Annotated in this window: 24 protein-coding genes; 6 read left to right on the top strand and 18 right to left on the bottom strand. The window is 37.6% G+C overall.

The genetic code is table 11. The annotated features are described in order from the left end of the window. Nucleotides 1–456: 456 nt before the first annotated feature. From VB711_RS00150 to VB711_RS00110, 9 genes are all read right to left on the bottom strand, one after another. On the bottom strand, nt 457–1,536 hold the full coding sequence (locus VB711_RS00150; RefSeq protein WP_323283645.1) for an RNA-directed DNA polymerase: 1,080 nt from the start codon (nt 1,534–1,536) through the stop codon (nt 457–459). Continuing rightward, the gene (avd, locus tag VB711_RS00145) at nt 1,533–1,880 is read right to left on the bottom strand and encodes a diversity-generating retroelement protein Avd (protein ID WP_323283644.1); all 348 of its coding nucleotides are present in this window, start codon (nt 1,878–1,880) and stop codon (nt 1,533–1,535) included. Before avd ends, VB711_RS00150 begins: the two co-directional genes overlap by 4 nt. Nucleotides 1,881–1,960: 80 nt before the next feature. Then, nucleotides 1,961–2,128, bottom strand: a complete 168-nt coding sequence (locus VB711_RS00140) for a PIN domain-containing protein (RefSeq protein WP_323283643.1) — start codon at nt 2,126–2,128, stop codon at nt 1,961–1,963. Nucleotides 2,129–2,140: 12 nt separating this feature from the next. Further along, entirely contained in the window at nt 2,141–2,398 is a 258-nt protein-coding gene (locus VB711_RS00135; protein ID WP_323283642.1) for a hypothetical protein, read from the bottom strand. Between the two features lie 136 nt (nt 2,399–2,534). Further along, a complete protein-coding gene (locus VB711_RS00130; protein ID WP_323283641.1) occupies nt 2,535–5,300 on the bottom strand; it encodes an SUMF1/EgtB/PvdO family nonheme iron enzyme in 2,766 nt (921 codons plus the stop codon). Nucleotides 5,301–5,325: 25 nt separating this feature from the next. Then, nucleotides 5,326–5,682: a DUF86 domain-containing protein gene (locus VB711_RS00125; RefSeq protein WP_323283640.1), complete on the bottom strand. Its 357-nt coding sequence runs from the start codon at nt 5,680–5,682 to the stop codon at nt 5,326–5,328. Continuing rightward, nucleotides 5,672–5,962: a nucleotidyltransferase family protein gene (locus VB711_RS00120; RefSeq protein ID WP_323283639.1), complete on the bottom strand. Its 291-nt coding sequence runs from the start codon at nt 5,960–5,962 to the stop codon at nt 5,672–5,674. The genes VB711_RS00125 and VB711_RS00120 overlap by 11 nt, the downstream gene beginning before the upstream one ends. A 122-nt stretch (nt 5,963–6,084) precedes the next feature. Continuing rightward, nucleotides 6,085–6,522 (bottom strand): DUF29 domain-containing protein, encoded by a 438-nt coding sequence (locus VB711_RS00115; RefSeq protein ID WP_323283638.1) that lies wholly within the window; start codon nt 6,520–6,522, stop codon nt 6,085–6,087. A gap of 61 nt (nt 6,523–6,583) precedes the next feature. Continuing rightward, nucleotides 6,584–7,669 (bottom strand): hypothetical protein, encoded by a 1,086-nt coding sequence (locus VB711_RS00110; protein ID WP_323283637.1) that lies wholly within the window; start codon nt 7,667–7,669, stop codon nt 6,584–6,586. 275 nt (nt 7,670–7,944) lie between these two features. Between VB711_RS00110 and VB711_RS00105 the strand changes: the two genes are divergently transcribed. Further along, entirely contained in the window at nt 7,945–8,709 is a 765-nt protein-coding gene (locus tag VB711_RS00105; RefSeq protein WP_323283636.1) for an ABC transporter ATP-binding protein, read from the top strand. A 102-nt stretch (nt 8,710–8,811) separates the two neighbouring features. Here the strand turns inward: VB711_RS00105 and VB711_RS00100 are convergent, their stop codons facing one another. Both VB711_RS00100 and queG read right to left on the bottom strand, forming a co-directional pair. Next, nucleotides 8,812–9,450, bottom strand: a complete 639-nt coding sequence (locus VB711_RS00100; protein ID WP_323283635.1) for an HAD-IA family hydrolase — start codon at nt 9,448–9,450, stop codon at nt 8,812–8,814. Continuing rightward, nucleotides 9,425–10,390: a tRNA epoxyqueuosine(34) reductase QueG gene (gene queG / locus VB711_RS00095; protein ID WP_323283634.1), complete on the bottom strand. Its 966-nt coding sequence runs from the start codon at nt 10,388–10,390 to the stop codon at nt 9,425–9,427. Before queG ends, VB711_RS00100 begins: the two co-directional genes overlap by 26 nt. A gap of 217 nt (nt 10,391–10,607) precedes the next feature. Here queG and VB711_RS00090 point away from each other — a divergent pair, with 217 nt between their 5' ends. Both VB711_RS00090 and VB711_RS00085 read left to right on the top strand, forming a co-directional pair. After that, nucleotides 10,608–11,129 carry an orange carotenoid protein N-terminal domain-containing protein gene (locus tag VB711_RS00090; protein ID WP_323283633.1) on the top strand — a complete coding sequence of 174 codons (522 nt, stop codon included), beginning with the start codon at nt 10,608–10,610 and terminating at the stop codon, nt 11,127–11,129. 73 nt (nt 11,130–11,202) lie between these two features. After that, nucleotides 11,203–11,637, top strand: a complete 435-nt coding sequence (locus tag VB711_RS00085; RefSeq protein ID WP_323283632.1) for a ketosteroid isomerase family protein — start codon at nt 11,203–11,205, stop codon at nt 11,635–11,637. Between the two features lie 292 nt (nt 11,638–11,929). On the opposite strand, the gene VB711_RS00080 is transcribed toward VB711_RS00085, so the two are convergent. Together VB711_RS00080 and VB711_RS00075 are read right to left on the bottom strand one after the other, a co-directional pair. Next, nucleotides 11,930–12,385 (bottom strand): hypothetical protein, encoded by a 456-nt coding sequence (locus VB711_RS00080; protein WP_323283763.1) that lies wholly within the window; start codon nt 12,383–12,385, stop codon nt 11,930–11,932. Nucleotides 12,386–13,161: 776 nt separating this feature from the next. Beyond that, nucleotides 13,162–13,533: a four-helix bundle copper-binding protein gene (locus tag VB711_RS00075; protein WP_323283631.1), complete on the bottom strand. Its 372-nt coding sequence runs from the start codon at nt 13,531–13,533 to the stop codon at nt 13,162–13,164. A gap of 120 nt (nt 13,534–13,653) precedes the next feature. On the opposite strand from VB711_RS00075, the gene VB711_RS00070 reads away from it, so the two are divergent. Further along, nucleotides 13,654–14,481 (top strand): hypothetical protein, encoded by an 828-nt coding sequence (locus VB711_RS00070; RefSeq protein ID WP_323283630.1) that lies wholly within the window; start codon nt 13,654–13,656, stop codon nt 14,479–14,481. 98 nt (nt 14,482–14,579) lie between these two features. After that, entirely contained in the window at nt 14,580–15,824 is a 1,245-nt protein-coding gene (locus VB711_RS00065; RefSeq protein ID WP_323283629.1) for a lipid-A-disaccharide synthase, read from the top strand. Between the two features lie 470 nt (nt 15,825–16,294). On the opposite strand, the gene VB711_RS00060 is transcribed toward VB711_RS00065, so the two are convergent. From VB711_RS00060 to VB711_RS00045, 4 genes are all read right to left on the bottom strand, one after another. Further along, nucleotides 16,295–16,492, bottom strand: coding sequence for an NblA/ycf18 family protein (locus tag VB711_RS00060; protein ID WP_323283628.1), 198 nt, complete (start codon nt 16,490–16,492; stop codon nt 16,295–16,297). Between the two features lie 846 nt (nt 16,493–17,338). Then, nucleotides 17,339–18,073 carry a Stp1/IreP family PP2C-type Ser/Thr phosphatase gene (locus VB711_RS00055; protein WP_323283627.1) on the bottom strand — a complete coding sequence of 245 codons (735 nt, stop codon included), beginning with the start codon at nt 18,071–18,073 and terminating at the stop codon, nt 17,339–17,341. A 17-nt stretch (nt 18,074–18,090) separates the two neighbouring features. Continuing rightward, nucleotides 18,091–19,776 (bottom strand): AarF/ABC1/UbiB kinase family protein, encoded by a 1,686-nt coding sequence (locus VB711_RS00050; protein WP_323283626.1) that lies wholly within the window; start codon nt 19,774–19,776, stop codon nt 18,091–18,093. 208 nt (nt 19,777–19,984) lie between these two features. After that, complete coding sequence (locus VB711_RS00045; protein ID WP_323283625.1) at nt 19,985–20,305, bottom strand: DUF6825 family protein; 321 nt, start codon at nt 20,303–20,305, stop codon at nt 19,985–19,987. A gap of 399 nt (nt 20,306–20,704) precedes the next feature. Here VB711_RS00045 and VB711_RS00040 point away from each other — a divergent pair, with 399 nt between their 5' ends. After that, nucleotides 20,705–21,445 carry a 2-phosphosulfolactate phosphatase family protein gene (locus VB711_RS00040; protein WP_323283624.1) on the top strand — a complete coding sequence of 247 codons (741 nt, stop codon included), beginning with the start codon at nt 20,705–20,707 and terminating at the stop codon, nt 21,443–21,445. Between the two features lie 239 nt (nt 21,446–21,684). On the opposite strand, the gene VB711_RS00035 is transcribed toward VB711_RS00040, so the two are convergent. Continuing rightward, on the bottom strand, nt 21,685–23,276 hold a 1,592-nt coding region (locus VB711_RS00035), incomplete at its 5' end, for a M61 family metallopeptidase (RefSeq protein ID WP_323283623.1).

Genomic DNA, 23,276 nt, shown 5'->3' with positions numbered 1-23,276 from the left:
ACTTGTCGGTTAAGCTAAAAACATTCAATCAGGTAGGTTGGGTTGACGCTAGGAAACCCAACATTTGCTGGCTTTTGTCCGGTTTTGTTTTTTAAGCTAACCTGTACATACTTGTTATTTATTATAACTTTTATCAAATTTTCAGGATAAAGCGACCTTTCGGCGTTGCCTACTAAGCCACTTTATCTGGTTTTATTTTTGGATGTTGCCATCACTGGAATAAGTCTGGACTCCTCTTTATACGCCTAATGAAATCCCTTTCATCAGTTCTGATCTTTAAGGAGTGCTGCTACTACAAACATACTACACGAAAACCGTTGTTGTTGTTGTCGTTGCCCGCGTTATTGTTGTTGCGATAACCAGAACCACAATTATTACTATTGTTGTACCAGCTACCCCCACGCAGTTTTTTTTGCTTATCCCATAGTAATATTACCATATTATGCAGGAATTTAACTATTTTTCTTCTGGTGACTGATTAGATGTACTAAAAACCCAATAATCAAAAATATCTTGTCTTAATTTATAAGTATTTCCATGCTTTAAATGTGCTTCCCAACTTTGTAGTCTTTGAATCAATTTTTCAAGAGAAACTAGCCTTTGATTATAATCTCTTTGCATCCTTTTCAATCTTTTCCTAGAGCGTCTTAAATTATCATTTCTAACTCTAATTCGCTCATTGAAAATTCTAAAGCCTAAAAAATTTGCTCCTTGCTCAGTAGTAAATAATTGACTTTTAATAGGATGTATTTTTAATCTCAAATTAATCAGATATGCTTCTATTTTACCTTTAGCATCTTTAAGAAAATCTATGTCATCTCCAAAAAGAGCAAAATCATCTACATATCTTAAATATTTTGGACATCTAATATCTTCCTTTATATAATGATCTAATCCATTCAGGTAAATATTAGCAAAAAATTGACTGCTTAAATTACCAATTGGTAATCCCTTTTTCCTCTGTATAGGAGTTAATAAATCATCTCCAGGAAAATAATCTAATACTGGTTCTTGTGCATTACTATAATCAATAATAGAATCAATTAACCACAGAGTTTGAGGACATTTAATTTTTCTCCTAATTAAAGATTTTAAAATCTGATGATCGATACTAGGAAAATATCTTTTAATGTCACATTGCAGAATATAATTACTAGAACGATAAAAATTTGTAAACCGTTTTATAGCTTTATGACTTCCAAATCCCTCCCTATTAGCATAAGAATCATAAATAAATGTTGGTTCAAATAAGGGAATAATGATATTACATAAGGCATGATGCACTACTCTATCTCGGTATGGTGCGGCCGAAATTAAACGCGGCTTGGGTTCAAAAATTTTGAAAGTTCTATAATTTCCAGGTTGATAGGTTTGATTAATTAATTCTTCTTGGAGAGTTAATAATTCTGTTTCTAAATTATAGTTGAATTTTAAAACGTTTGGATAAAATTGTTTGCCTTTTTGAGCTTTTTTTGCAGCTTTTAATAAATTTTTAAATGTAGTAATTTCTGAAAAAAGATTACCATGACGTTTCATAATTTTACCTTGATTTTTTGTTCTTTAATCCATCCTCCTAAGTCATTACCAATTTCCTTGAGTAATTCACTAACATAATTATAGCGTTCAATTTTTATTAATTCAAAGTCATACAGCAATCTAGTTTGATAGCGAATTATATCTAATTTAAGATTAATTTCTTTAAGAATTGCTACTTTTTCAGATGCAAAACGGGCAGCTATTAGATCCTCCAAAATATCATATAGTTTATTAACCATTCTATCGCCTAAAGTAAATTTATGATTTCTAGGTAATCTATTCAGAATGGGTACATACCATTTAATTAGATTATAGGTTTTTTGAATAATTGGTGGTTCTTGCATTTTCCTTTAGGGTACACAAATAATACCATTACCTGCCATTTGACGAATATGTTCATCAAAAGCAAAAACTTCTAAGACATTTAAGCGATTCTAATCCAAGTAACTGTTTCATCAAATACTGTTTCTAAGATAATCCAACGATGATTGAAATGATCCGATACATATTGTTTAGCTATTTGATGATTAGTTTCAGATTTAACAAAAAAAGCAATTAAAGCTGAAGTGTCAACAATTATTTCTTGATTCATAGTTTGATTTTTTTAATATAAAACCTCATCAATATGTTCTGCATAGTTGGTAGATAATTTTGAATCTTGAAGTTTGGTAGTAAATTCAGGTTCGGGGTTAGGAATTTCTAAACTTCCACACAGTTCCCATGTTTTAGTTTTGAGAAAACCTAATTGCTCTTTTGCTAAATATTCTTCTAATGCTTTAAGCAAAATATTTTGCACAGAGTCAGTTTGATTTTGCAGTTGATTCATTAGTTGATCAGATATCTCTAAAGTAATTTTATTCATAAATAAAAAACTATAACTCCTTGTCTAAAAATTATAACTGACTTAGCTCCATTTTCAAAAAAAATCGATCCGCCTTACGGCGGATAAAAAACAAAGAGCAAGAGGGCAAAAGAGCAAAGGGTAAGGAGTCCTGCTACTACAAACATACTACACGAAAACCGTAGTTGCTGCTGTCGAGGCCCGCGATATAGTGGTAGCGATAACCAGAACCACAATTAAGACTATCGTTGAACCAGCTACCCCCACGCAGTAATTTTTTGCTTTGAGACGCACTAACATACGCTTTATCGTTTGTAGGGAAGAAAGCAACATTACTTGTCCAGGAATCAGCGCACCATTCCCATACATTACCGTGCATATCCACTAAATTCCAAGGATTAGTATGGGTATCCTCTTTTTCCTTTACAGAATGGGTTTGACTACCTGAATTATCCTTATACCAAGCATGGTTTTTTAACTGACTATCACTATCTCCAAACCAGTATTTTGTCCTTGTACCAGCACGACAAGCATATTCCCATTGGGTTTCACTAGGGAGGGCAATTTTGACATTAATTCCTTGTTTGTTAAGATATTCAGTCAGCTTTTGACAAAATTCCGTTGCCTTATGCCAATTAACGCTATCAACAGGGTGATTTTCCTTGCCACTACCTGAAAAATGGGAGGGGTTTGTACCCATAACAGCTTGATATTGGGCTTGGGTAACAGGATATTTGCCCATGCGAAACTCAGAAAGATTAATAGTGAGTCCTAATACCATTTTGAGTGTGCCACTAGAAATCTGAACCAGTTCTAGAGTTAAATTATTGCGTAAAGGCAAAATCAAGGCACGACGACGTTCTTCTTCCTCAGCGCGTTGACGAGTAGTGTAAAACAGCATAGAGTTAGGCAAAAAACGAGTAGGTTCAGCTTCCCGACGTTTACGTTCTTCCTCCTCAGCGCGTTTACGAGCAGCTTCCGCTTCACGGCGTTTACGCGCTTCTTCTTCCTCGGCACGTTTACGAGCAGCTTCCGCTTCACGGCGTTTACGCGCTTCCTCCTCCTGACGACGGGTATCATTCCATTCCTTTTGCAAAGCATCCCGTTTATCGCTGGAATATCCTAAAGTTACCGCTTGGTTATAGTTATCTAGAGCAATTTCATAGTTATTTAATTTTAGGTAATTATCACCTCGTAAATCATAAAATTCAGCCCTTTGAGGTTGGAGAGAAATAGCCTTATCTAAATCAAAAATAGCATTGTTATAGTCTTTTAATCCATAACAAGCTATAGCTCTTTGATAATACACATCTACTTGGGGATTTAAAGAAACAGTCCGATCAAAATCAATTTTTGCTAAATCATAACGTTGCTTAGTTAAATGTTCCATACCACGCTGAAAACATGATGTCGCAATATTAAGATAATTGGTTTCTCCTAAAACTCTTAAAAAATTATTGAGAGATTCCACAAAAGCTGCATCTTCAGGTACAAGCATTTTACCAATGTCAATAATTGGCTCAATACTGTTAGTAATACCTCGTTGTTTTAACCAAGTTTGCATCACAGTTTGTACTTGTTCAGCAAAACCATAACGTGAGGGAACAGACTGTAAAATTTTTGTCCAACCCAGACGCAATTCCACCATAACAGCAGGTTCAGTTTGCTCTAAACCATCAAATAGAGCATTACAGTAGTTAATTACAGCTTGAGTTAAAGAGATACGTTCATCATCATTAAGATTGGCTTCATCAAATAAATCTGGTAACAATGTGGGCAAAAGAGGTAATTGTCGTTGGGGTGCATAAATCAAAAAATATTCATCTGTCACCATGCCTACATGAATGCAGTGCAATACTTCCATATAGTGTGTAAAAGCTTCTCGACTACGACGACTAAATTCGGCTCTATCAAAGTCTGTTTGTATTTGTCGTCCTTGTTCTTGCCATTGTTTAATTAATGTTTGAGAAATTTCACTTATAGCATCTTGCCAACGCAATTTACGCACAACAGTTTCAAACCGCGCATCATCAAAATCATTATTCCAAAAACCGATATTGATATTAAAAAAAGATTCTTCTACCTCAGTTTCTAAAACTAGCACAGGAATAGAGCCTAATTCACTAAATATCTGATTAATTGCTGCCTCTGCACGACGATTTTTTGTTACCCATTCTCCTGCCATAAATTTTACTGGCCGTTGATTGAGGGTATATTGTTTAAATAGTTCCCGTAAAGCGCCAGAAAGAGTAGATTCCATCATGGGGAATTGAGTCTGAGCGGTACTATTTGGTAAAGGGTCGTAACGCAATACTGGAGGTGAAAAGAAGACTGTTAGGGGCATTTCTGGGCGGTTCTGAATGGTTTGCAGAATATCATCAGCAACGGAAAAAACAGGACTATTGCGATCTCTTCTAGCATCATCACGATTTTGTTTATCTCGTTGTCGGTTAATTTGAGCATTAAGAAGAGTAATTTCAACGGAAAATTGACGATCTGTTTCAGTTTTCCAGCGTTGAAAGGCGATATTATCAGATTGGAGAGCAATTTGTACTTCTGCTTTAAATTTTTCGATAACCTGGGTAAATTCTCTTTGTTTTTCTGCTTCTAATGCTTGGAATGCTTGCCGCATTTTCTCTTGTCTGAGAAGTGTTTCTGCTTCTATGGCTTTAAGGGTGAGACTAAATTCTTTATCTTCTTGACGCTCTTTTGCTCTTACTGTTTGCCGCATCATTTCCATTTTGGCATCAAATTCCATGCGTTTCATTGCCAAATCTTTAGAATCGCTATCTCGTTTTTGCGCTAGTGCTAAAGATTGTGTTTGAGTGGTAATAGCTCGCCTTTGATTTATTGCCATTAATGTGGGAACGATAGTGCCAACTAATTTTGCAATACCGCCGACCATAGCACCAATAATACTCATAGATAAACTCCTTTTTTGTGGTTATTTATTGTGATGATTGAGATTCTTTTTCGAGTAAATTTTGTAATTGCTGTTTTAAGGTTGGCAAATCATTTTTTACCGTATCCCAAAGAATTTCTAAACTAACGCGAAAGTATTCATGAATTACTAGATTTCGCATACTTATAATATCTCGCCAAGGAATTTCAGGATATTTCTGACGAATTAGTTCATCAATATTTGCTGATGCTTCACCAATTACAAGTAAGTCAAACAGAATTGCTTTAGCCAGGGGTACATTATTTTGAACATCTTCAAAGGAAACTTTTATCACCAATTCAGAAATTGCATCAATGCGTTCCAGAATATCTTGCACTCTTAATTGCCAACTCCTAGAAGACATAAATCACCTCTGCTAAAATGCAATCTCTGATATTTTCTTTGAGCATATTTTTTGTCCCTAAATCAACAGAACAATCAAGAATTTCTTCTAAATATCTTTGTACCTTGGAAAACTGAATTAATCCAAAAGGACGTGAAAACTCAGCCAAACAATCTACATCACTATCAGGACGAGCTTCATTACGAGCAACAGAACCAAACAATTCAAGAGATTTTACTCCTAAGTCTTTTAATTCCTGTTGATGTGTTCTGAGAATTTGTAAAACTTCTTCACGGTTCATAGTTATTTTTCCTCATTTTTCTGTAAGTTTTGCATCAGGCGACTAGAAGTCGCAGCTACACAGGCAAAACCCACCTGCGTGGGTTTGAAACCCTTAATTTTTCAGTCGCCAAATACTTTTCTTTATTTTTCCCAAAAATCGCAATCTAACATAGAATCTATATCTTGAGAATATGGCCAGACATCAGGAAATATAACTTGTGGATAGTCTTTACGAACTCCTTTAAGGGCAATTCTCCAAGCAGCACTAAAAGATTCATTCCAGATGGTTTTGAGACTAGGAGAATCTTCAATTTCTAATTCTAATTGTCGTCTTTGTTCATTAATAGTAATTTCCCAGCCACGATGGTTATCTGGTGAATTAACGTACAATCTTTTTAGTAAATGTTCCAAGAGAACTAAAAGCCGTCTTTTCAGTTCTTTTTTTTGGTTTCTCCCCAAACTTTCAATTTCCTCAATCAAGTTTTGTAAGTCTAATTGCTCAAATCTTTTTGCTTTGAGTTTTGTAACTGTATCTGTTGTCCACAGTAAAAAGTCACGCTCATAAAGAGAATTTACCATAATCTTCCTTGGCTATTTTTTGGGTACAAGTTTACATCTTGGAGCATTTTGTTTATCCCTTTTATCCTAACAAATCTAACAAATAATAACCCACATTTGCTAACCCACTATGATTCTCACCTGAAAGAACTATTGTTCCATTATTTTTATGCACATTTCCACAACTATCTAAATAACCAACTTTTACATCATGGGAATCATAAATATTCATATCTGTGCCTAAACAACCTTTGTATGTGTTAGAACCAAAATAAAAATTGCCAGTATAAATTTTTCTCCCTTCAGCATGACCTCGAAGTTGTCCATTGACATAGAAGTTTTTACGATCTTCATCAAATCCATAACTATCACATCCTCTAAATGTCATTTCATGATCTTGATGTTGAGATGAATCATGAATTTCTGTAGTTGCAATATAACCATCACTTGCGTTCATTGCTGCTTCAAATTGTGCTACAGGAATCTCCATTGCTTTACCATCTGGTGATAAAGAATCGTTAACAATGACATAGGAATTATCAGGATTAAAGGGATCTATTTCTAAACCAATTACCTGCACAATATGATTAGCTTCTGCACCTTGATAATGACGAGGATCGAATAAATCAATTGCATTTTCTCCTAAAGAAGAATTACGATCTGGTAGCCATTCAATAGTAGAATTTACCCCAACAAAAACCTCTTCGTGATTATTTAATTTATCAGCAATTTCCCTCAGAGTCCCACCATAATGATGTTCCACGCCAATATGAGTTTGTTCTGTAATTAATTTCCCAAAATCTTCCGCAGATATCCCTTTGTTTGGACTATACCAATGATTTTCTTGGGCATGATGAAGTAATTGTTCTTGGGAAAAAGATTGATGGGTAAGATGTTCGATCGCATTCTGTTGAGCCGCCACACCACAAGCATCGGAGGATATTTGTTGATGCCAATGGTTCATTTCTTCTATGGGATTACCAATAACAATACCATGAGGATGAGTTGGATCAAATTGATGATGAGGAATTAAGGAATGTAAATCATTGTTGACAGTTTCTTGAGTCGAAGGATTGTGATTTTCGGAAGATGATCCAGAATGTTGATCTGTTGAAAAATCCATGTTCACAGCATTAGTAAGAGCATTTAACCAATCATCATTATTCATAAAATACATTTCCTTTAATGGTAGGGGAAACCCCCGTGTTTGTTTTGATTAGGTTTTAGGGTAGACAGGGAGGAACTACCACTAGGGTTAGAGATTACTAAGTGAGCGTTGCAATGATGAAAATACGTTAATCTTGCGTAAATCCTCAGATGTTCCAGAAAATCGCCGTGTTGTTGACTACAAAACCGTCGTTCTAGAAATCGGAATTTTAACTAATCTTTACAAAAATAGTAGTCTCTAGGCTATGATCATATTTTACATGAAGACAAATCTCTATGGACAATACTCTCACCATAACCGATACTAATACTCCTAACCCTATGCCAAAAACAGGGATTATTCGACTTGAGGACATTTTCAAAATATATGGTAGCGGTGAAACAGAAGTAAAAGCATTAAATGATATCAATTTAATTATAGAAGAAGGTGAATATTGCGCCATTATGGGTCCTTCTGGTTCGGGAAAATCTACAGCCATGAATATTATCGGTTGTTTAGATCGTCCCAGTTCTGGACATTACTATTTAGATAATATTGATGTCGCTCAAATGGATGATACAAAATTGGCACATATCCGCAATAAAAAACTAGGCTTTGTGTTTCAACAATTCCATTTATTAAATCAATTAACAGCCTTAGAAAATGTGATGTTGCCGATGGTGTATGCTGGTGTCAAGCCTAAAGAAAGGAGCGATCGCGCTAGGGAAGCATTAATTAAAGTCGGTTTAGAAAAACGCCTCAACAATAAACCCACCCAACTATCAGGGGGACAACAACAAAGAGTAGCGATCGCTCGCGCTATAGTCAACCGTCCCGTTGTTCTTTTAGCTGATGAACCCACCGGCGCTTTAGATTCTCACACAACTCAAGAGGTCTTAGATATTTTTACTGAACTTAACGCCACTGGAATCACCGTTGTCATAGTTACCCATGAATCAGAAGTTGCCCGTCAAACCAAGCGTGTAGTCTGGTTCCGTGATGGTGAAATCGTGCATTCTCACCTCACTCCGGTCGAACTAAATCAACTGGTACTTTCATGAACTATTCACCACTTTTTGATTTTTTTGTCGCCAAAAATATTCTTGAAAATCTCACGTCAAGGCGCAAAGAAAAAATTTTATTCTGCCCGCTTACTTATGGGATTAATCAAACTCTTTGACCACATCTATTAATTCCCTTGGTTGGTGAATTAAGAAATCTGGATGTTTCTTAGCTAGTGCTTCATGGGAATTAAAACCCCAAGTGACCGCAATTACTTTGATATTGGCTTTTTTAGAGGCTTCGATATCTCTGGTTTCATCTCCAACATACATCACAGTTTGAAGTTTCAGATTCTTTTGCCTGAGAACATTATTAATAATTGTGGTTTTACCAAAAATAGTTACCCCTGATTCGATAAAATCAAACAGGTAATCTAAATTGTTAACCTTGAGAAATTCAGTTACATTCTCTTGAGAGTTGGAAGTAATAATTCCCAGCCTGTACCCTTGATTATTTAATTCAATCAAAGCTTCTCTAATTCCAGTTATGGGTTTTAAACAGGGAATTTTATCTTTTAGCTCTGCTTTAACCTTCTTAACTAAAAAAGGAATTTTAAATATAGAAATACCTGAATAACTAATAATTTCTCTGGCAGTTAAATTCCTTAAAAGCGCAAGTTCATTGGCAGTAATTGGTATATAACCAAACTGTACAGCTAAATTATTAGCAATACAAACAAGAGCATCTACGGTGTCTGCAATTGTACCATCAAAATCAAAGATTATTACTTTTTGGGTCATTCTTTAGCCTAGATGCTTCAAGATTAGCACGAGCATTTCGTCTTAACATTTCTGGTTTAATCCGCCTTAAAGCAGATGCGGTGAATTGTTTATCCCACTCCTCATTTGAAATATGGGCTAATTCTACCAGCTTGGGCGCTAAATTCCTAGAGTATGGCTGAAAGTCTGTGATATCAGTTGGATGAGCAAACCGCTGATTCCAAGGACACACATCTTGGCAAATATCACAACCAGCCACCCAACCTTCTAAATTAGAGGCGATCGCTTGTGGTAATTTATCTGCCCTATTTTCAATTGTATGATAAGCAATACATTTATTAGCATCCACTACAAACGGTTCAGTAATTGCACCTGTAGGACAAGCCTGTATACAACGGGTGCAAGTCCCGCAATGTTCTGTAGAAGCGCGATCGCTCTCTAATTCTAAATTAGTTAACACTTCCCCCAAAAAAACCCAGGATCCATGCTCCCTTGTGATCACATTACCATTCTTGGCAATCCAACCTATACCTGCTTTCTGCGCCCACACCTTATCCTGCACTGGACCGGTATCAGCATAATATTTGGCTTTTACACCTGTTTCAACTGACTCTAGCCAACTAGCCAATTGTTTCAACTTTTTGTGCATCACCTTATGATAATCCCTCCCCCAGGCATAACGGGATATCTTCCCATATTCTTCACCTTGGGGACGCTGATCTGCTGTGTAATAATTTAACGCTACACACACAAGCGATCGCACTTCTGGCATCACTAATCGAATATCCCCCCGCTTGGGATTATTCATCCACTCCATATCAGCATGATAACCCAATTTTATCCACGCTTCCAGTCTTTGGGTATCTACCCCATCTACTGCCGCAATCCCAACTTGATGAAATCCCAACTCTTTAGCTTTCGCCTTTACCACATTACTGCTCGTTACGCCATAGTTATTCATTTTTCTTATCTAAAATTAGCTAATAACCAGCACTTAGATTATAGATTATGTCTGGGATTCCGCTGTTTAGGATTTATTACCACTTGTATATATAAATTTTATTTGCACTTTATTAAGAAATAATGCAGAATAGGAGTCAAGGGGTTAGGGAATCTAACAGTGATGCCAACCTCCCAGATATTAACAGCCTATTTACTTTATCGAGCGTAGTGACATTATGACATTCACTTCTGACTCAGTTTCAAATCCTTTTTCTGGCACATTCAATTACAGCGCCCAGCTTATTGATGCTATCGCTTCAACCACGGCTGTATTTAAAGCCCTAACTGTAGATGACCAGTTAGCAGTTCTGTGGTATGCTTATACCGAAATGGGGCGTTCCATTACACCTGCCGCTACAGGTGCTGCTCGTTTGCAATTAGCCCAAGGTCTGTTAAATGAAATTAAATTTCTGTCTTATCTAGATCAACTAGAGTTCATGCGTGACTTAGTTGCTCAAAAAGATACGAAATTGACACGTTCCTATGGTGTTTTGACCGCTAATACCAAGTTAGCTTTCTGGTATGAGTTATCAGAATTAATGGTCAAAGGTTTTGTTGCTCCCATGCCAGCAGATTACAAACTTTCTCGTGATGGCGCACAAGTTTTAGAAACACTCAAACAATTAGATTTTGGTCAACAAATTACAGTTTTTCGGAAAATAGTTTCAGATATGGGTGTTGATCCTCTCGCTGACTAGAATCTCAATGTTTTGTCCACCAATAGTTCTCAGGTAACAACTTGGGAACTATTTGTATTACCAGTTTATTCCCATGATCATATCTAGCGAAATTTTTCCAACCACAGAAGATAAAATTGCTGGAATTACACAACCCAAAATCCTACAATATTTTAAAACTTTAAACGCGGGTGAATTTACAGAAACGGCGGCTTTATTTGCCCAAGATGGGGTGATGTATCCACCATTTGAATCTGGTATAGTGGGACGTAGTGCGATCGCTCTCTACCTACAACAAGAAGCTCAAGACACCAAAGCCGAACCCCATCAAGGAATAACAACAGAGTTAGAAAATAACCACATCCAAATTCAAGTCATAGGTAAAGCAAAAACTTCCTGGTTTAGCGTAAATGTTATGTGGTGGTTTATTCTCAACCCACAACGACAAATTTTAGAAGCCAAAATCGAACTTCTAGCTTCACCCCAAGAATTACTCACTTTACAACCATCCCAAGTCTGTAGTCTGTAGGGTGCGTCAGACCCGATAATTTGGCACAAAACAGATTTTTTCTATCTGACGCACCGCATACCTAAAATTAATTGTCACACACCTGAATACACAACAAATTTAGCTAGGAGTCAGGAGTCAGGAGTCAGGAGTCAGGAGGAAGAATTAGAAGAAGAGAAGAATAGTCTTGAATCTGGTAAAGTGATAGGTTTTTAGTAGTTTCAACGCTTATTTCTTGCACCTGATTCACCTCTTTAACGTTCAAACTCTTGATATATCTAAGTTTTAGCAACCTAAATCAACTTTTGGAATTTTAAATCTTGGATTTAGAATTATGGGGTACAGTAGTTTCCTGTAAAGATCGCAGTAGAAATTTACGCCCTAACTCAACATCAGAAGGCGCACATTGCCAATCTGGGTGGGCTGTCATTAACAAACTTTCCAACGTCTCTCGATCAAATAAATGCAAAACAGGAGCGTGATTCACTTGAGCTTCAATAGCATAACAGTTAGGTGATACACAGCGAATTAAACAACGGCTGGCAATTCTCGCCAAAGTCATCGTTTCACCAGGCTGAAGAGAGCGAAATTTACGGATTACTTGTTTAAACTCATCCAAAGATGAAACTATTAAACCAGGGAGAGCTAAAGTCATCTTTTTATCACCATTTACACATAGCCAGTAATGACGACTGGGGTCAATTCCCTCCAACCAAGGTGATTGATCATCAAGACGGTAGCGGGGTGACAAGCAAAATAAAGCTTCCATAGTAGGTGAAGTCATGGCTATAGTGTTTTTTATGTGTTTTTTGTTGCCCGTAATTGTTTATGATGCTACAAAATTGCGGGCTTTATTAAATTATTTAATGATTAACACTAATAAATCAAACAAATTTAGCAAAAGTTTTTATTTAAGTTCACATTTCTTAATCAGGAGGCAGACAGCAGGAGGCATAAGACAGCAGGGAAGGAGGTTTTAGCCTCGTTAATTTTTCTTCACATAGTTATGTTTATTTGCACCCACCTACTTAATTGTAGTTTAGAAAATTCAGTAAGCTAACGCGATCGCCCTCCCACATCCCTCATTATCAAAGCGAACTGACAAAAGCCTTCCGGGCATCCAAGATCATTAGCAGCTAGATTAAACGAATTTTTTTGGCTATTAAGTGCATCTTGAGCAAAACTTGATATTCTCTAGTCTCGTTCATAGTTTAATTCATAAAAAAAGGTTTAGCACTTCGCTAAACCTTCATAGAAAGCAGTTATTCGACACACCAAAATAAATTTAAATCTACTCTCTTTTCTAGTCATCTTTCCATGGGATGTATTCAAGATTCAGCTAATGTGATAGCTACTTATCTGGTGTAAGATTTAGATAAATCTACTATCAAAAGAAAGATTAAAAATTAAAATTATTACAAAATAAAAAAATACTTTTTGTTTAGGTCAGGACTTACGCACGGGATAGGAAAAATCAGGGTTTGAGATTGCTAGATTAGCCTCGCAATGACGAAAATATGTTAATCTTGCGTAAGTCCTAGTAACTTATGCCGCAACCAAAGAAAATTGACGACAAGATTCTGCACAGCGATGACAGATATCAGCGCAAACTCTCATTTGATGATCATCACTAAAGCGATCGCAATTTTGAGCGCAGCGATCGCACACTTCCGCACACATAGCACAGCTACGCAGATGAAGTTCAGAACCCCTAAGCATAAAATTGGCGCTAGTTTGACAAATTTCTGCACAATCTAGCATTAAGCGAATATGAGCGGGTTCTATGTGCATACCACCTTGATGAATACAGTATGTGGTTACTGTGTTCAAACAAATGCTGTGACAATCTAAACAATTTTCAATGCACTGCTGTATTTGTTGGTTAACTTGCTGTAAATTGATTTGTTGGATAGCCATATTCACACCTCTTGAGGTTTTTGGGTATATCTTTACCCTAGAAAAGAAAAAGAGGATGAGCGTCTAGCTAATGGTGTAATAATTATGTATTGCTATTGAGACAAAAGGAATAATATCAACATGAAGCGTTTTTTTACCGGAATTTTTGTAATCACAACTTTATTATTATCTTCTAGTTGTTCATCAGATATCAAATCTGGTGATCAAATCAACCACAATTCCATGAATCATGATGAACATACACAGATGGAAACTAGCCAGGCTGAATTAATTCTCCCTCAAAATATAGCAGCAAATCTCCCCTTGAATTTACTTATTGATATTCAAACCTCTGCTGGTAAACCTATTAATAAATTTGATATTTTTCAAGAAAAATTAATGCACTTAATCATTGTTAGTAATGATCTAAAACTTTTTGATCACATTCACCCAGCATATAAAAACAATGGTCGATTCACAGTCGATAAAACTTTTACTGAACCTGGAGAATATACACTTTTCAGCGATTACAAACCTGCTGGACAAAAAGAAACTGTATCATTAATGAAAATCACAATTCCTGGTTCAGTTCCTCTCCCTAAAAGTTTGGAGAAATTCACAAAAACTAAAACTATCTCAGATGTCAAAGTCAATTTGAATATATCTCCACAAAAAATCAAATCTGGTCAAGAAATTAGCTTGAAGTTTGATTTACAAGATACTATTAAAAACCAACCGATTAAAAACTTAAAGCCCTATTTAGGTGAAAAAGCCCATTTAGTAATTATCAAAAGTTCATACCCACTCACCAAATCTGATTATATTCATGCTCATGCTCTTAAAAATAATTCTGATCACCAAATAGAGTTTATGACTAAATTTCCTCTGTCAGGAACTTATAAAATGTGGATTCAATTTAATCACAATAATAAAATTAAAACTGCTGACTTTTGGGTTAATGTAGAATAACTTAGGAATCTCCCACTCCAACATAAGTATCTAATAAATATTTTATAATGTAAATAGGTGGGCAGAATAGAACATATAATTCGATTTTTAAAACTGTGATGAAAAACGTGGATATCCTAATTCTCTCCAATGGACCTGGTGAAGTGACAACTTGGGTGCGTCCTGTAGTCAAAGCATTGAGACAGCAACTAGGTGAGGATCGTTCACAGGTGAGGATTTCGGTAATTTTATCACCTTGTCCCCATGCTAGTGGCAAAGAAAGAGCGATCGCCCTATCCTATCCAGAAGTTGATAGAGTACAATCAGCAGAGCATTTTTGGCAATTTTTACTCTGGGGTAAAACAGCAGAACATTGGGACTGGAGAAGTCGCGGTGTAGTGGTCTTCCTGGGTGGAGATCAAGTTTTCCCCATCATCATTGGTAAAAGACTAGGTTATAAAACTGTAGTTTACGCGGAATGGGAAGCCCGGTGGCATAATTTAATAGACCGCTTTGGGGTCATGAAAGCGAAAGTTATGGAAAAGGTATCACCCAAATATGCTGATAAATTTACAGTTGTGGGTGATTTGATGTTAGATGTAGGGACGAATGGTAGAAAAGGACAGTGTTCGGATTCTACAGAAATTATCGGAATTTTACCAGGTTCTAAAGCAGCAAAATTAACCCAAGGAGTACCATTAACTTTAGCGATCGCTGAATATATTCATACTAAACGACCTCAAACTAAATTTGTACTTCCCGTCGCCCCAACTTTAGATCTACAAACTTTAGCCAGTTTTGCCGATGCTCAAAAAAATCCTTTTATGCAAACTTTTAGCACTAATAATACTGATTTAATTATCTCAGAAACAGGTAAAGCAATACTAAAAACCGAAACAGGATTAACTGTAGAATTATCCCAAGAAAATCCAGCACATCAATTATTATCTCAATGCTGTATTTGTTTAACTACAGTGGGTGCCAATACTGCTGAATTGGGTGCTTTAGGCGTGCCGATGATTGTTTTATTACCAACCCAACAAATGGATTCTATGCGTTCTTGGGATGGTTTACCGGGGTTGTTAGCTAATTTACCAGGAGTAGGTACAAATTTTGCTAAGTTGATTAATTGGTTTTTTCTCAAACGTATAGGTTTATTAGCTTGGCCAAATATTTGGGCGCGAGAAGAAATAGTACCAGAACTGTTAGGAAAACTCCAACCAATAAAAGTTGCACAAATGGTTTTAGATTTTTTAGAAAATCCAGAAAAACTGGAGGCTATGCGGGAAAAACTTCGTAATGTTAGGGGTGAAAGTGGTGCAGCCGAAAAGTTAGCGAATTTAGTCAAGCAAGAGCTATTATAGGGTTTGTTGAAAGACTCTTTTGGTTAGGGCTAGGAGGCAGGGGAAGCAGGGGAAGCAGGGGAAGCAGGGGAGGCAGGGGAGGCAGGGGAAGCAGGGGAAGCAGGGGAGGCAGGGGAGGCAGGGGGAAGCAGGGGAAGCAGGGGAAGCAGGGGAAGCAGGGGAAGCAGAAATTATTATTCACCTCCACAAGAAAATCGTTCAGTTCCAATCACCCATTACCCATTACCCATTACCCATTTTTGTAAAATTGTAAACTTTTATCAACAAAATATTTCTAAGTTATTAATTTCTAGTTATATAAAGTAGTGATTATTTATGATCAGTGGAAAGGTGTCAGCAGAACAGTAGTATCCAATAACTTACCTTTGTAAAGTTTAATCGAAGTTGACGCCCCAGCATCCCCAGCCTCTTTCCTCCCTGGAACAAAGCAAGAGAAGGAGGTCGCCCACTGCGACACAAGGAAACTTACTCTATGCCATAGTGGGATCAGAATCTAATCCCCATTGATGCTTGAGAAGCTCTTTATAGGTCGCCTCCCTCACGACCATTTGCTCATAGAGTTTTACTAAAAAGTCTTTTGCTTGGTCATGGCTCATTTCCTGTACCTGAGTGGAAAATGAACGGATGCTGAACTGCTGTTCTAAGGAAAGGTTAATTGGTTGATTCATAAAATATCTCCGAAAAGACAACGTGTAAAAGCGACATTGTTCACAGAAAGCCCAAAAGGATCATAGTTGGGCTTTAGATTGTCCTGCGTTTGTTACCCTGTATTAAGAAAGATAACAATTGTTGGACAAAATTGCCCATATCCATAATGGCTATTTTTCAGTTCGGATATCTTACACCTAAGCCTACTGGTATACAACTCCAGTCCCTTTGTTGAATGAAAAGGGCTTTTTGCTGTTGTTTCTGTAGGTTAAATACTGAGTTGGGATAGGGATTGGGTAATGGATAAGAGATTTTTTTAATTACCAATCCAAAATCTAAAATCCCAATTTGGTATAAATTATCCCCTGACAATTGAGAGTTGCGGTGGGGTAAAGTCAAAGGTATTTACGAAGGAATTAACAAATTATAATCGCCATACCTTATTAGGTGCAAGATGTCAATCTATTTAATTATGGAAATGTATCCTCGTCGGGTTACTTTTTAAGCTTAAAAATATTTTTATCAATTTGTTGGCAGGAAAAATGCTCAAATTGAACAAAATGATGAGTATATTTACTTGATTTATTAGACCCAGTATTAAATTGTTAATTTTTGATAGTTTTAATACATTAAACCCAACAAGACTTACGTGCGAGATAGGAAATATAAGGGTTTGATATTGCGTAAGTCCTAATTGGGGCTTGCTTAATAAACCTAAAACTCAGATATATCAAGAGTTGGAAGGTGAATCAGGTGCAAGAAATAAGCATCGAAACTACCAAAAAATTATCACTTGACCAGATTCCAGACTATTCCTCTAATTCTTCCTCCTGACTCCTGACTCCTGACTCCTGACTCCTGTTAATTTACGAGTCTTGTTCTACAGCGATTAAGACCACAGTGATGTTATCGTGTCCCCCTTGATCTTTGGCGGCTGTAATTAAAGATGAGGCTACTTGATCTAGTTCTGGAGATGTTTGGAGACAGGCGGTTATTTGCTGCTCAATGAGTTCTTCTGTTAGTCCATCACTACATAACAATAAAAGATCGCTCTCTTGCAAATCTAAAGGTTGAACGTCAATATGATTTAGGTCTTCTCTTCCCAAACAGCGTGATAATACATGACGGAAGGGATGTACTCTAGCTTCATCTGGGGAAATATCGCCAATTTCAATAGCCCTGGCGATCCAGGTATGGTCTTGGGTGATTTGTTTTAAAATACCTTGCCGGAGACAATATAACCGGGAATCACCAACGTGAGCGCATACTGGTGTTTCTGGCGATCGCCAAAGGACGGCTACAACGGTAGTTCCCATATCAGACCGTTCTGCGTGATTTTGCTGGTCTAGCAAAATGGCGCTATTGGCTGCAAAAAAAGCTTGTTCTAATATTTCTTGGTTAGACTGAGGCTTTTCCCAATATTCCTCCAAGAAAGCTCGGATTTTTTGGGTAGCGATGCGACTGGCTTCTTCTCCACCGGCATGGCCACCCATCCCATCAGCAACTATAAAAAATCGACCTGTTGGGTCTATATAGTAAGCGTCTTGATTATTAGAACGAATAAGTCCCGGATCAGTGGAACCCGTGAAGTTAAGTTTCATAAATTTTGCGGACATATTTAGTACATACGATCATAACGCTCAAGGCGTAACAACAGACGAATCAGCATGAATGAAACTGCTACGGCAATTAAACCAGCTAATACTGCTAACCATAGGTAATGATTAACTAATAGAATAGTGGCGGACATGGTAAATCCACTAATAATCAGAGCGTAACTGATTCCTATTTGAATATTACTCTGTCGGCGAATCAAACGTTCGGTTTCTACAGAACGAACCCGCAGACGGATATCGCCACGTTCTAATTTATCTAGTGTATCTTCTAACCTGCGCGGTAAACCTAAAGCAGTGCTACTTACTTGTACTGCTTGACGACTTAATTCATTCAAGAAGCTATTCCCCTCTGAACCATTGGTATCGGTGATCAGTTGCATGGCGTAAGGCTTGGCAACTTCCATAAAGCTAAAATCTGGATCTAGTCCCTTGCCGACTCCTTCTAGGGTGGAAAAGGCACGCATGACGAAGGTGAAGGTGGCGGGGAATCTAAATGGTTGATTGTAGGCTATTTCATAAAGGTCTTCGCTGATGGCGGCTACTGATTGATTTTCAAAGGGTTTGTCCATGAAGTTGTCTAGCATGAACTGGACTGAACGCCGGACTGGCCCCATGTCTTCTGTGGGGGCGATCGCTCCTAAGTCGATGAGTGATTGTACTACTCTGTCGCCGTCTTTTTGAGCAATGCCAAACAGGGTTTCCATCAATCCTTCTCGGACATTGGCTTTAATGCGCCCCATCATCCCAAAATCATAGAATATCAAAGCCCCATCAGGGCTGACGGCTAAGTTGCCAGGGTGGGGATCGGCATGGAAGAAGCCATTATTGAGTAGTTGGTGTAGGTACGCTTGAGCGCCATAACGAGCGATCGCTTTGCGATCAATTCCTGCGGCTTCTAAAGCTTCATACTGACTAACTTTAATTCCTGGTACATATTCCAGGGTTAATACCCTAGACGAAGCATAACGCCAGTACACTCGCGGTACTTTCACCCAGTCGTAAGTGCGAAAATTCCGCCGAAAGGTGTCAGCATTTTTACCTTCATTGAGATAGTCGATTTCTTCCCACAGAATGCGACAACATTCTTCATAAATGCCCATCCAATCTCTTCCCCGTCCCCATTTGGGATGGTTTTGGAAATAACGGGCAATTCCCTTGAGAATGTTTAAATCTATCTCAAACAGCTTTTTGAGTCCAGGACGTTGTACCTTAACTACAACTGATTCTCCACTATGGAGAACAGCCTTGTGTACTTGCCCCAAACTAGCAGCGGCTAAGGGAATCGGCTCAAAATTTCCGAAAAGTTCAGGAATTTTTTTACCTAATTCTTGTTCAATAATTGTTTCTACTTGTTCGTAACTAAATGCTGGTACTCTATCTTGTAACTTGGATAGTTCCTCCACGTATTCACTAGGAAAAATATCCGCACGGGTGGAAAATAACTGCCCAACTTTAATAAAAGTCGGACCCAAGTCCAAAATAGTATTGCGAATCCAGACCGCTTGTGCCTTACGTCTAGCAGCTTGCTTGGTCTGAGTGATCCCACCAGAATAACTCCAGGCTTTGTTAAAACGCCAAAGCTTGAACATTAAGGTTAAGACAAACGACCAGATATCTACAAAGCGTCGTCTGCTAGAGTAGTTTTCACGATTCCAACGGTATGCCTGATCTGAATAACCTTGTTTCATATTTTTTGCGTACCGTTGGGTTTTCACCGAATCTCCAGGAAGAAAAGACACTCTGAATCCTAAGCTTTATTTGATCAGGTATGAGCCAAGACTTTTTATGGTCAGGCAATTTTAGATTGAATGCACTACATCAGCGGATTTTGTTGTGGGAATTTATTCTGTCACCAGTAGACAAAATAAATTCCACTGAACTCTATTTGCTCAATATTTATAATGTAGTGCGATACTTCTGTAATTCCGTTCGCAATAGCGCGATTTCTGCTCTTAATTCATCAATATCTGCTTGTAAGTCTACTGTATCTGTACTGGGTTGACTATAACCTGTAGTTGCGCTGTTTTCTGCTGCTTCGGCTGCCCGATTAGCTCTGAGCATAACTTCTTCTGTAAACTGGCGTAGTTGCTCTCTGGTTTCAGCATCAAATTTACCCAGTTCACTCAAAGCATCGGTCAAGGCGACCTCTACACGCTCATTAATTAGTTCAGCTACTGCTCTACCTACAAAAAAGGCTTGTACAAGGGGGTGATTCATAAATTTTTGTTACGTTGCTCCGCAAGAAAATTATAACCTGACTATAAGCTTTACGGTTTGTGCTGAGGCATAAGGTTTTGGGGTTATGTCCTAAAAGTGGTCGGACAAAATTAAATTCATTTGTTGAGAGAGGTAATGGGTAATGGGTAATGGGTAATAAATTAATTATTCCTCCCCTGCCCCCTGCCCCCTGCCTCCTGCATGATTTGGGTTGGTACTGTTTCTTCTATGTTTAAGATTAGAAAATATAATACCAAACCTAAAACCTTGATTAATAGGCTGTTTATCATCTATTAGTATATATGTATTATTAAAAAGATAGAATTTATGGTAAACAGATGGTGACATGAAGTGGGTAGAATATAACCGCAGTATTTATAAAGCAGGTATATCTAGCGCGTGAAGATATTTGTATATCATACTCCCGAATTAACTCCTAGTGATACGATACCAGAATGCGCGATCGCTGTTGATGTCCTCCGTGCCACAAGCACAATGGCCACGGTTCTAGCGGCTGGTGGGGAAGCTGTGCAGGTATTCAGTGACCTAAACCAACTGATAGAAGTTAGCGAAAATTGGCCGGCAGAAAAACGATTGCGGGCTGGAGAACGGGGTGGTGGAAAGGTTGCTGGTTTTGATTTGGGTAACTCTCCTCTAGATTGTACAGAGGAAGTGGTGGAGGGACGGCGTTTATTTATTAGCACCACCAATGGTACTCGCGCCTTACAACGGATACAAGATGCCCCAATTGTCCTGACAGCGGCTTTGATTAATCGGGAAGCTGTGGTCAAATTTCTTTTAGAAAAGCAACCGGAAACAGTTTGGATTGTGGGTTCTGGCTGGGAAGGAACTTTTTCTTTAGAGGATACAGTTTGTGCTGGAGCGATCGCTCACAGTCTTTGCCAACAGTTTAACGCATCCCTAGAAGAATTAGCTGGTAATGATGAAATGATTAGTGCGATCGCTCTTTATTCTCAGTGGCAAAATGACCTATTAGGACTACTGCACAAAGCCAGTCACGGTCAAAGATTATTGCGTCTAGAATGTTACGAAGACCTAAAATACTGTTCCCAAACCGATATTTTGGATATTTTACCTATCCAGCAAGAACCAGGAGTTTTAAAAAGTTACCATAAATAACTAAGTAAGTTAGCGTTAAAAATTGTCGTTATGGCAAGGGAACAGGGAACAGGGAACAGGGAAGAAAGTTAAAATAATAGACATTAGACATCTCCATAAAAGTAGAGACGTTCCATGGAACGTCTCTACAAGGGTTCTAAAAAACGCATATTTAATTTTCACCAGATGTCCAATGGATTTCCTGACTCCTGACTCCTAGCCCTAACGAAAAGACTTTTTTAACAAACCCTAATTAACCTTTACTGAAGATGAGAAAGCGGTACACCTAACCAACCTGAAAAGTTTTCCATTTGTGTAGATGAAGCATTTTCAACAGGTTTAATTTGATATCGTCCCGGATTTGGTGCAGCTAGGGTGACAGAATAGGTACGCAGTTCATCTTGGTGAAAAACAGCGATTTCAATAGTGTCTTTTGGCTGATAATCCTTTAATCGTTCACTTAACTGATTTGTTCCTACCTTAATTCCATTAATTGCTAATAACTCATCACCAGCGTCAATCCCTGCTGTTTGTGCAGGTGAATCGGCTTCTATAAACTTAATCATTTCCCGTCCATATTCAGTATTAATTTTCATACCCAAATAAGGCTGTTCTTCTTGCTCATTGACTAACTGCAAACCAAAGGGTTCTAAATACTGATCAAATGGCAAATCTGCTAGTCCATGAATGTAATTTTGATAAAATTCAGATAAATCAACTCCAGCCACAGATTCAATTACAGCTTGTAACTGTTGGGGAGTATAACCAATTTCAGTTTTGCCAAAATCTTGCCACATTTTCAACATTACATCATCGAGCGATCGCTCATTACGATGACGGGAACGAATTAACAAATCTAGCAACAACGATACCATTTCCCCCTTTAAATAATAAGACATTTGAGAGTTACCACTATTAGCATCTTGACGGTAGAGTTTAATCCACGCATCAAAACTAGACTCAGCCACTGCTTGAACCTTACGCCCCGGTGTTGTTTGATATTTGTTAATTTCTTTACCTAAATAAGTCAAGTATGACTTAACATCATAAATTCCCGCTCGTAAAGGAATCAATAAATCATAGTAACTCGTTGTTCCTTCACAAAACCAAAGAGAAGGTGTATAATTTTCTTGATCATAATCAAACACATCCAAACCTTTAGGACAAATGCGTTTAACATTCCAGAGATGAAAAAATTCGTGGGCTACCAATTGCAGAAACCGCTCATATTTATCTTGAGAACGAAACCCAAAACGTTGGTAAATTAACGAACAACAATTCTTATGTTCCAAACCTCCATAAGCTTGATTAAATAAATGGAGTAAAAACACATATCTTTGATATGGTAAACCCCCAAACATTTGCGCTTCCACTTCAATAATTTTCTGGAAATCTGCAATTAGACGCTGGGGTTGAAAATTTCCTTTGCCCCAAATTGCTAATTCATGAGGTTGATCTAATACATCAAAATGATATAACTCATGACGACCAATCTCAAACGGACTATCAACCAAAGTATCAAAATCCGCCGCGACAAAAGTATTGATTTGTTTAGCAACAGTTGGTAAACTCGTAGTTACTTGCCATTCAGGATCGGGAGGAACAATAGTAACTTGAATTGGTAGATTTTCCCAACCAGGAATCCTCAAAAACAGTGCCGCACCATTAAAATAACCATGAGTAGCATCTAAATGATTTGTGCGGACAGATAACTCATGAGCAAAAACGCGATAACGTAAAACTACTTCAGAAACATCACCTTTTTCTACCAGCCAATGATTTTTACTCACCTTTCGCCAAGATAAAGGTTCAGCACCGGCAAAAGCGGCAAAATCTTGTAAATTTTTAGCGT

This window comes from Cronbergia sp. UHCC 0137 (assembly GCF_034932285.1).
Classification (GTDB): Bacteria; Cyanobacteriota; Cyanobacteriia; order Cyanobacteriales; family Nostocaceae; genus Cronbergia.
This window is presented reverse-complemented; position numbering and strand designations above follow the sequence as displayed.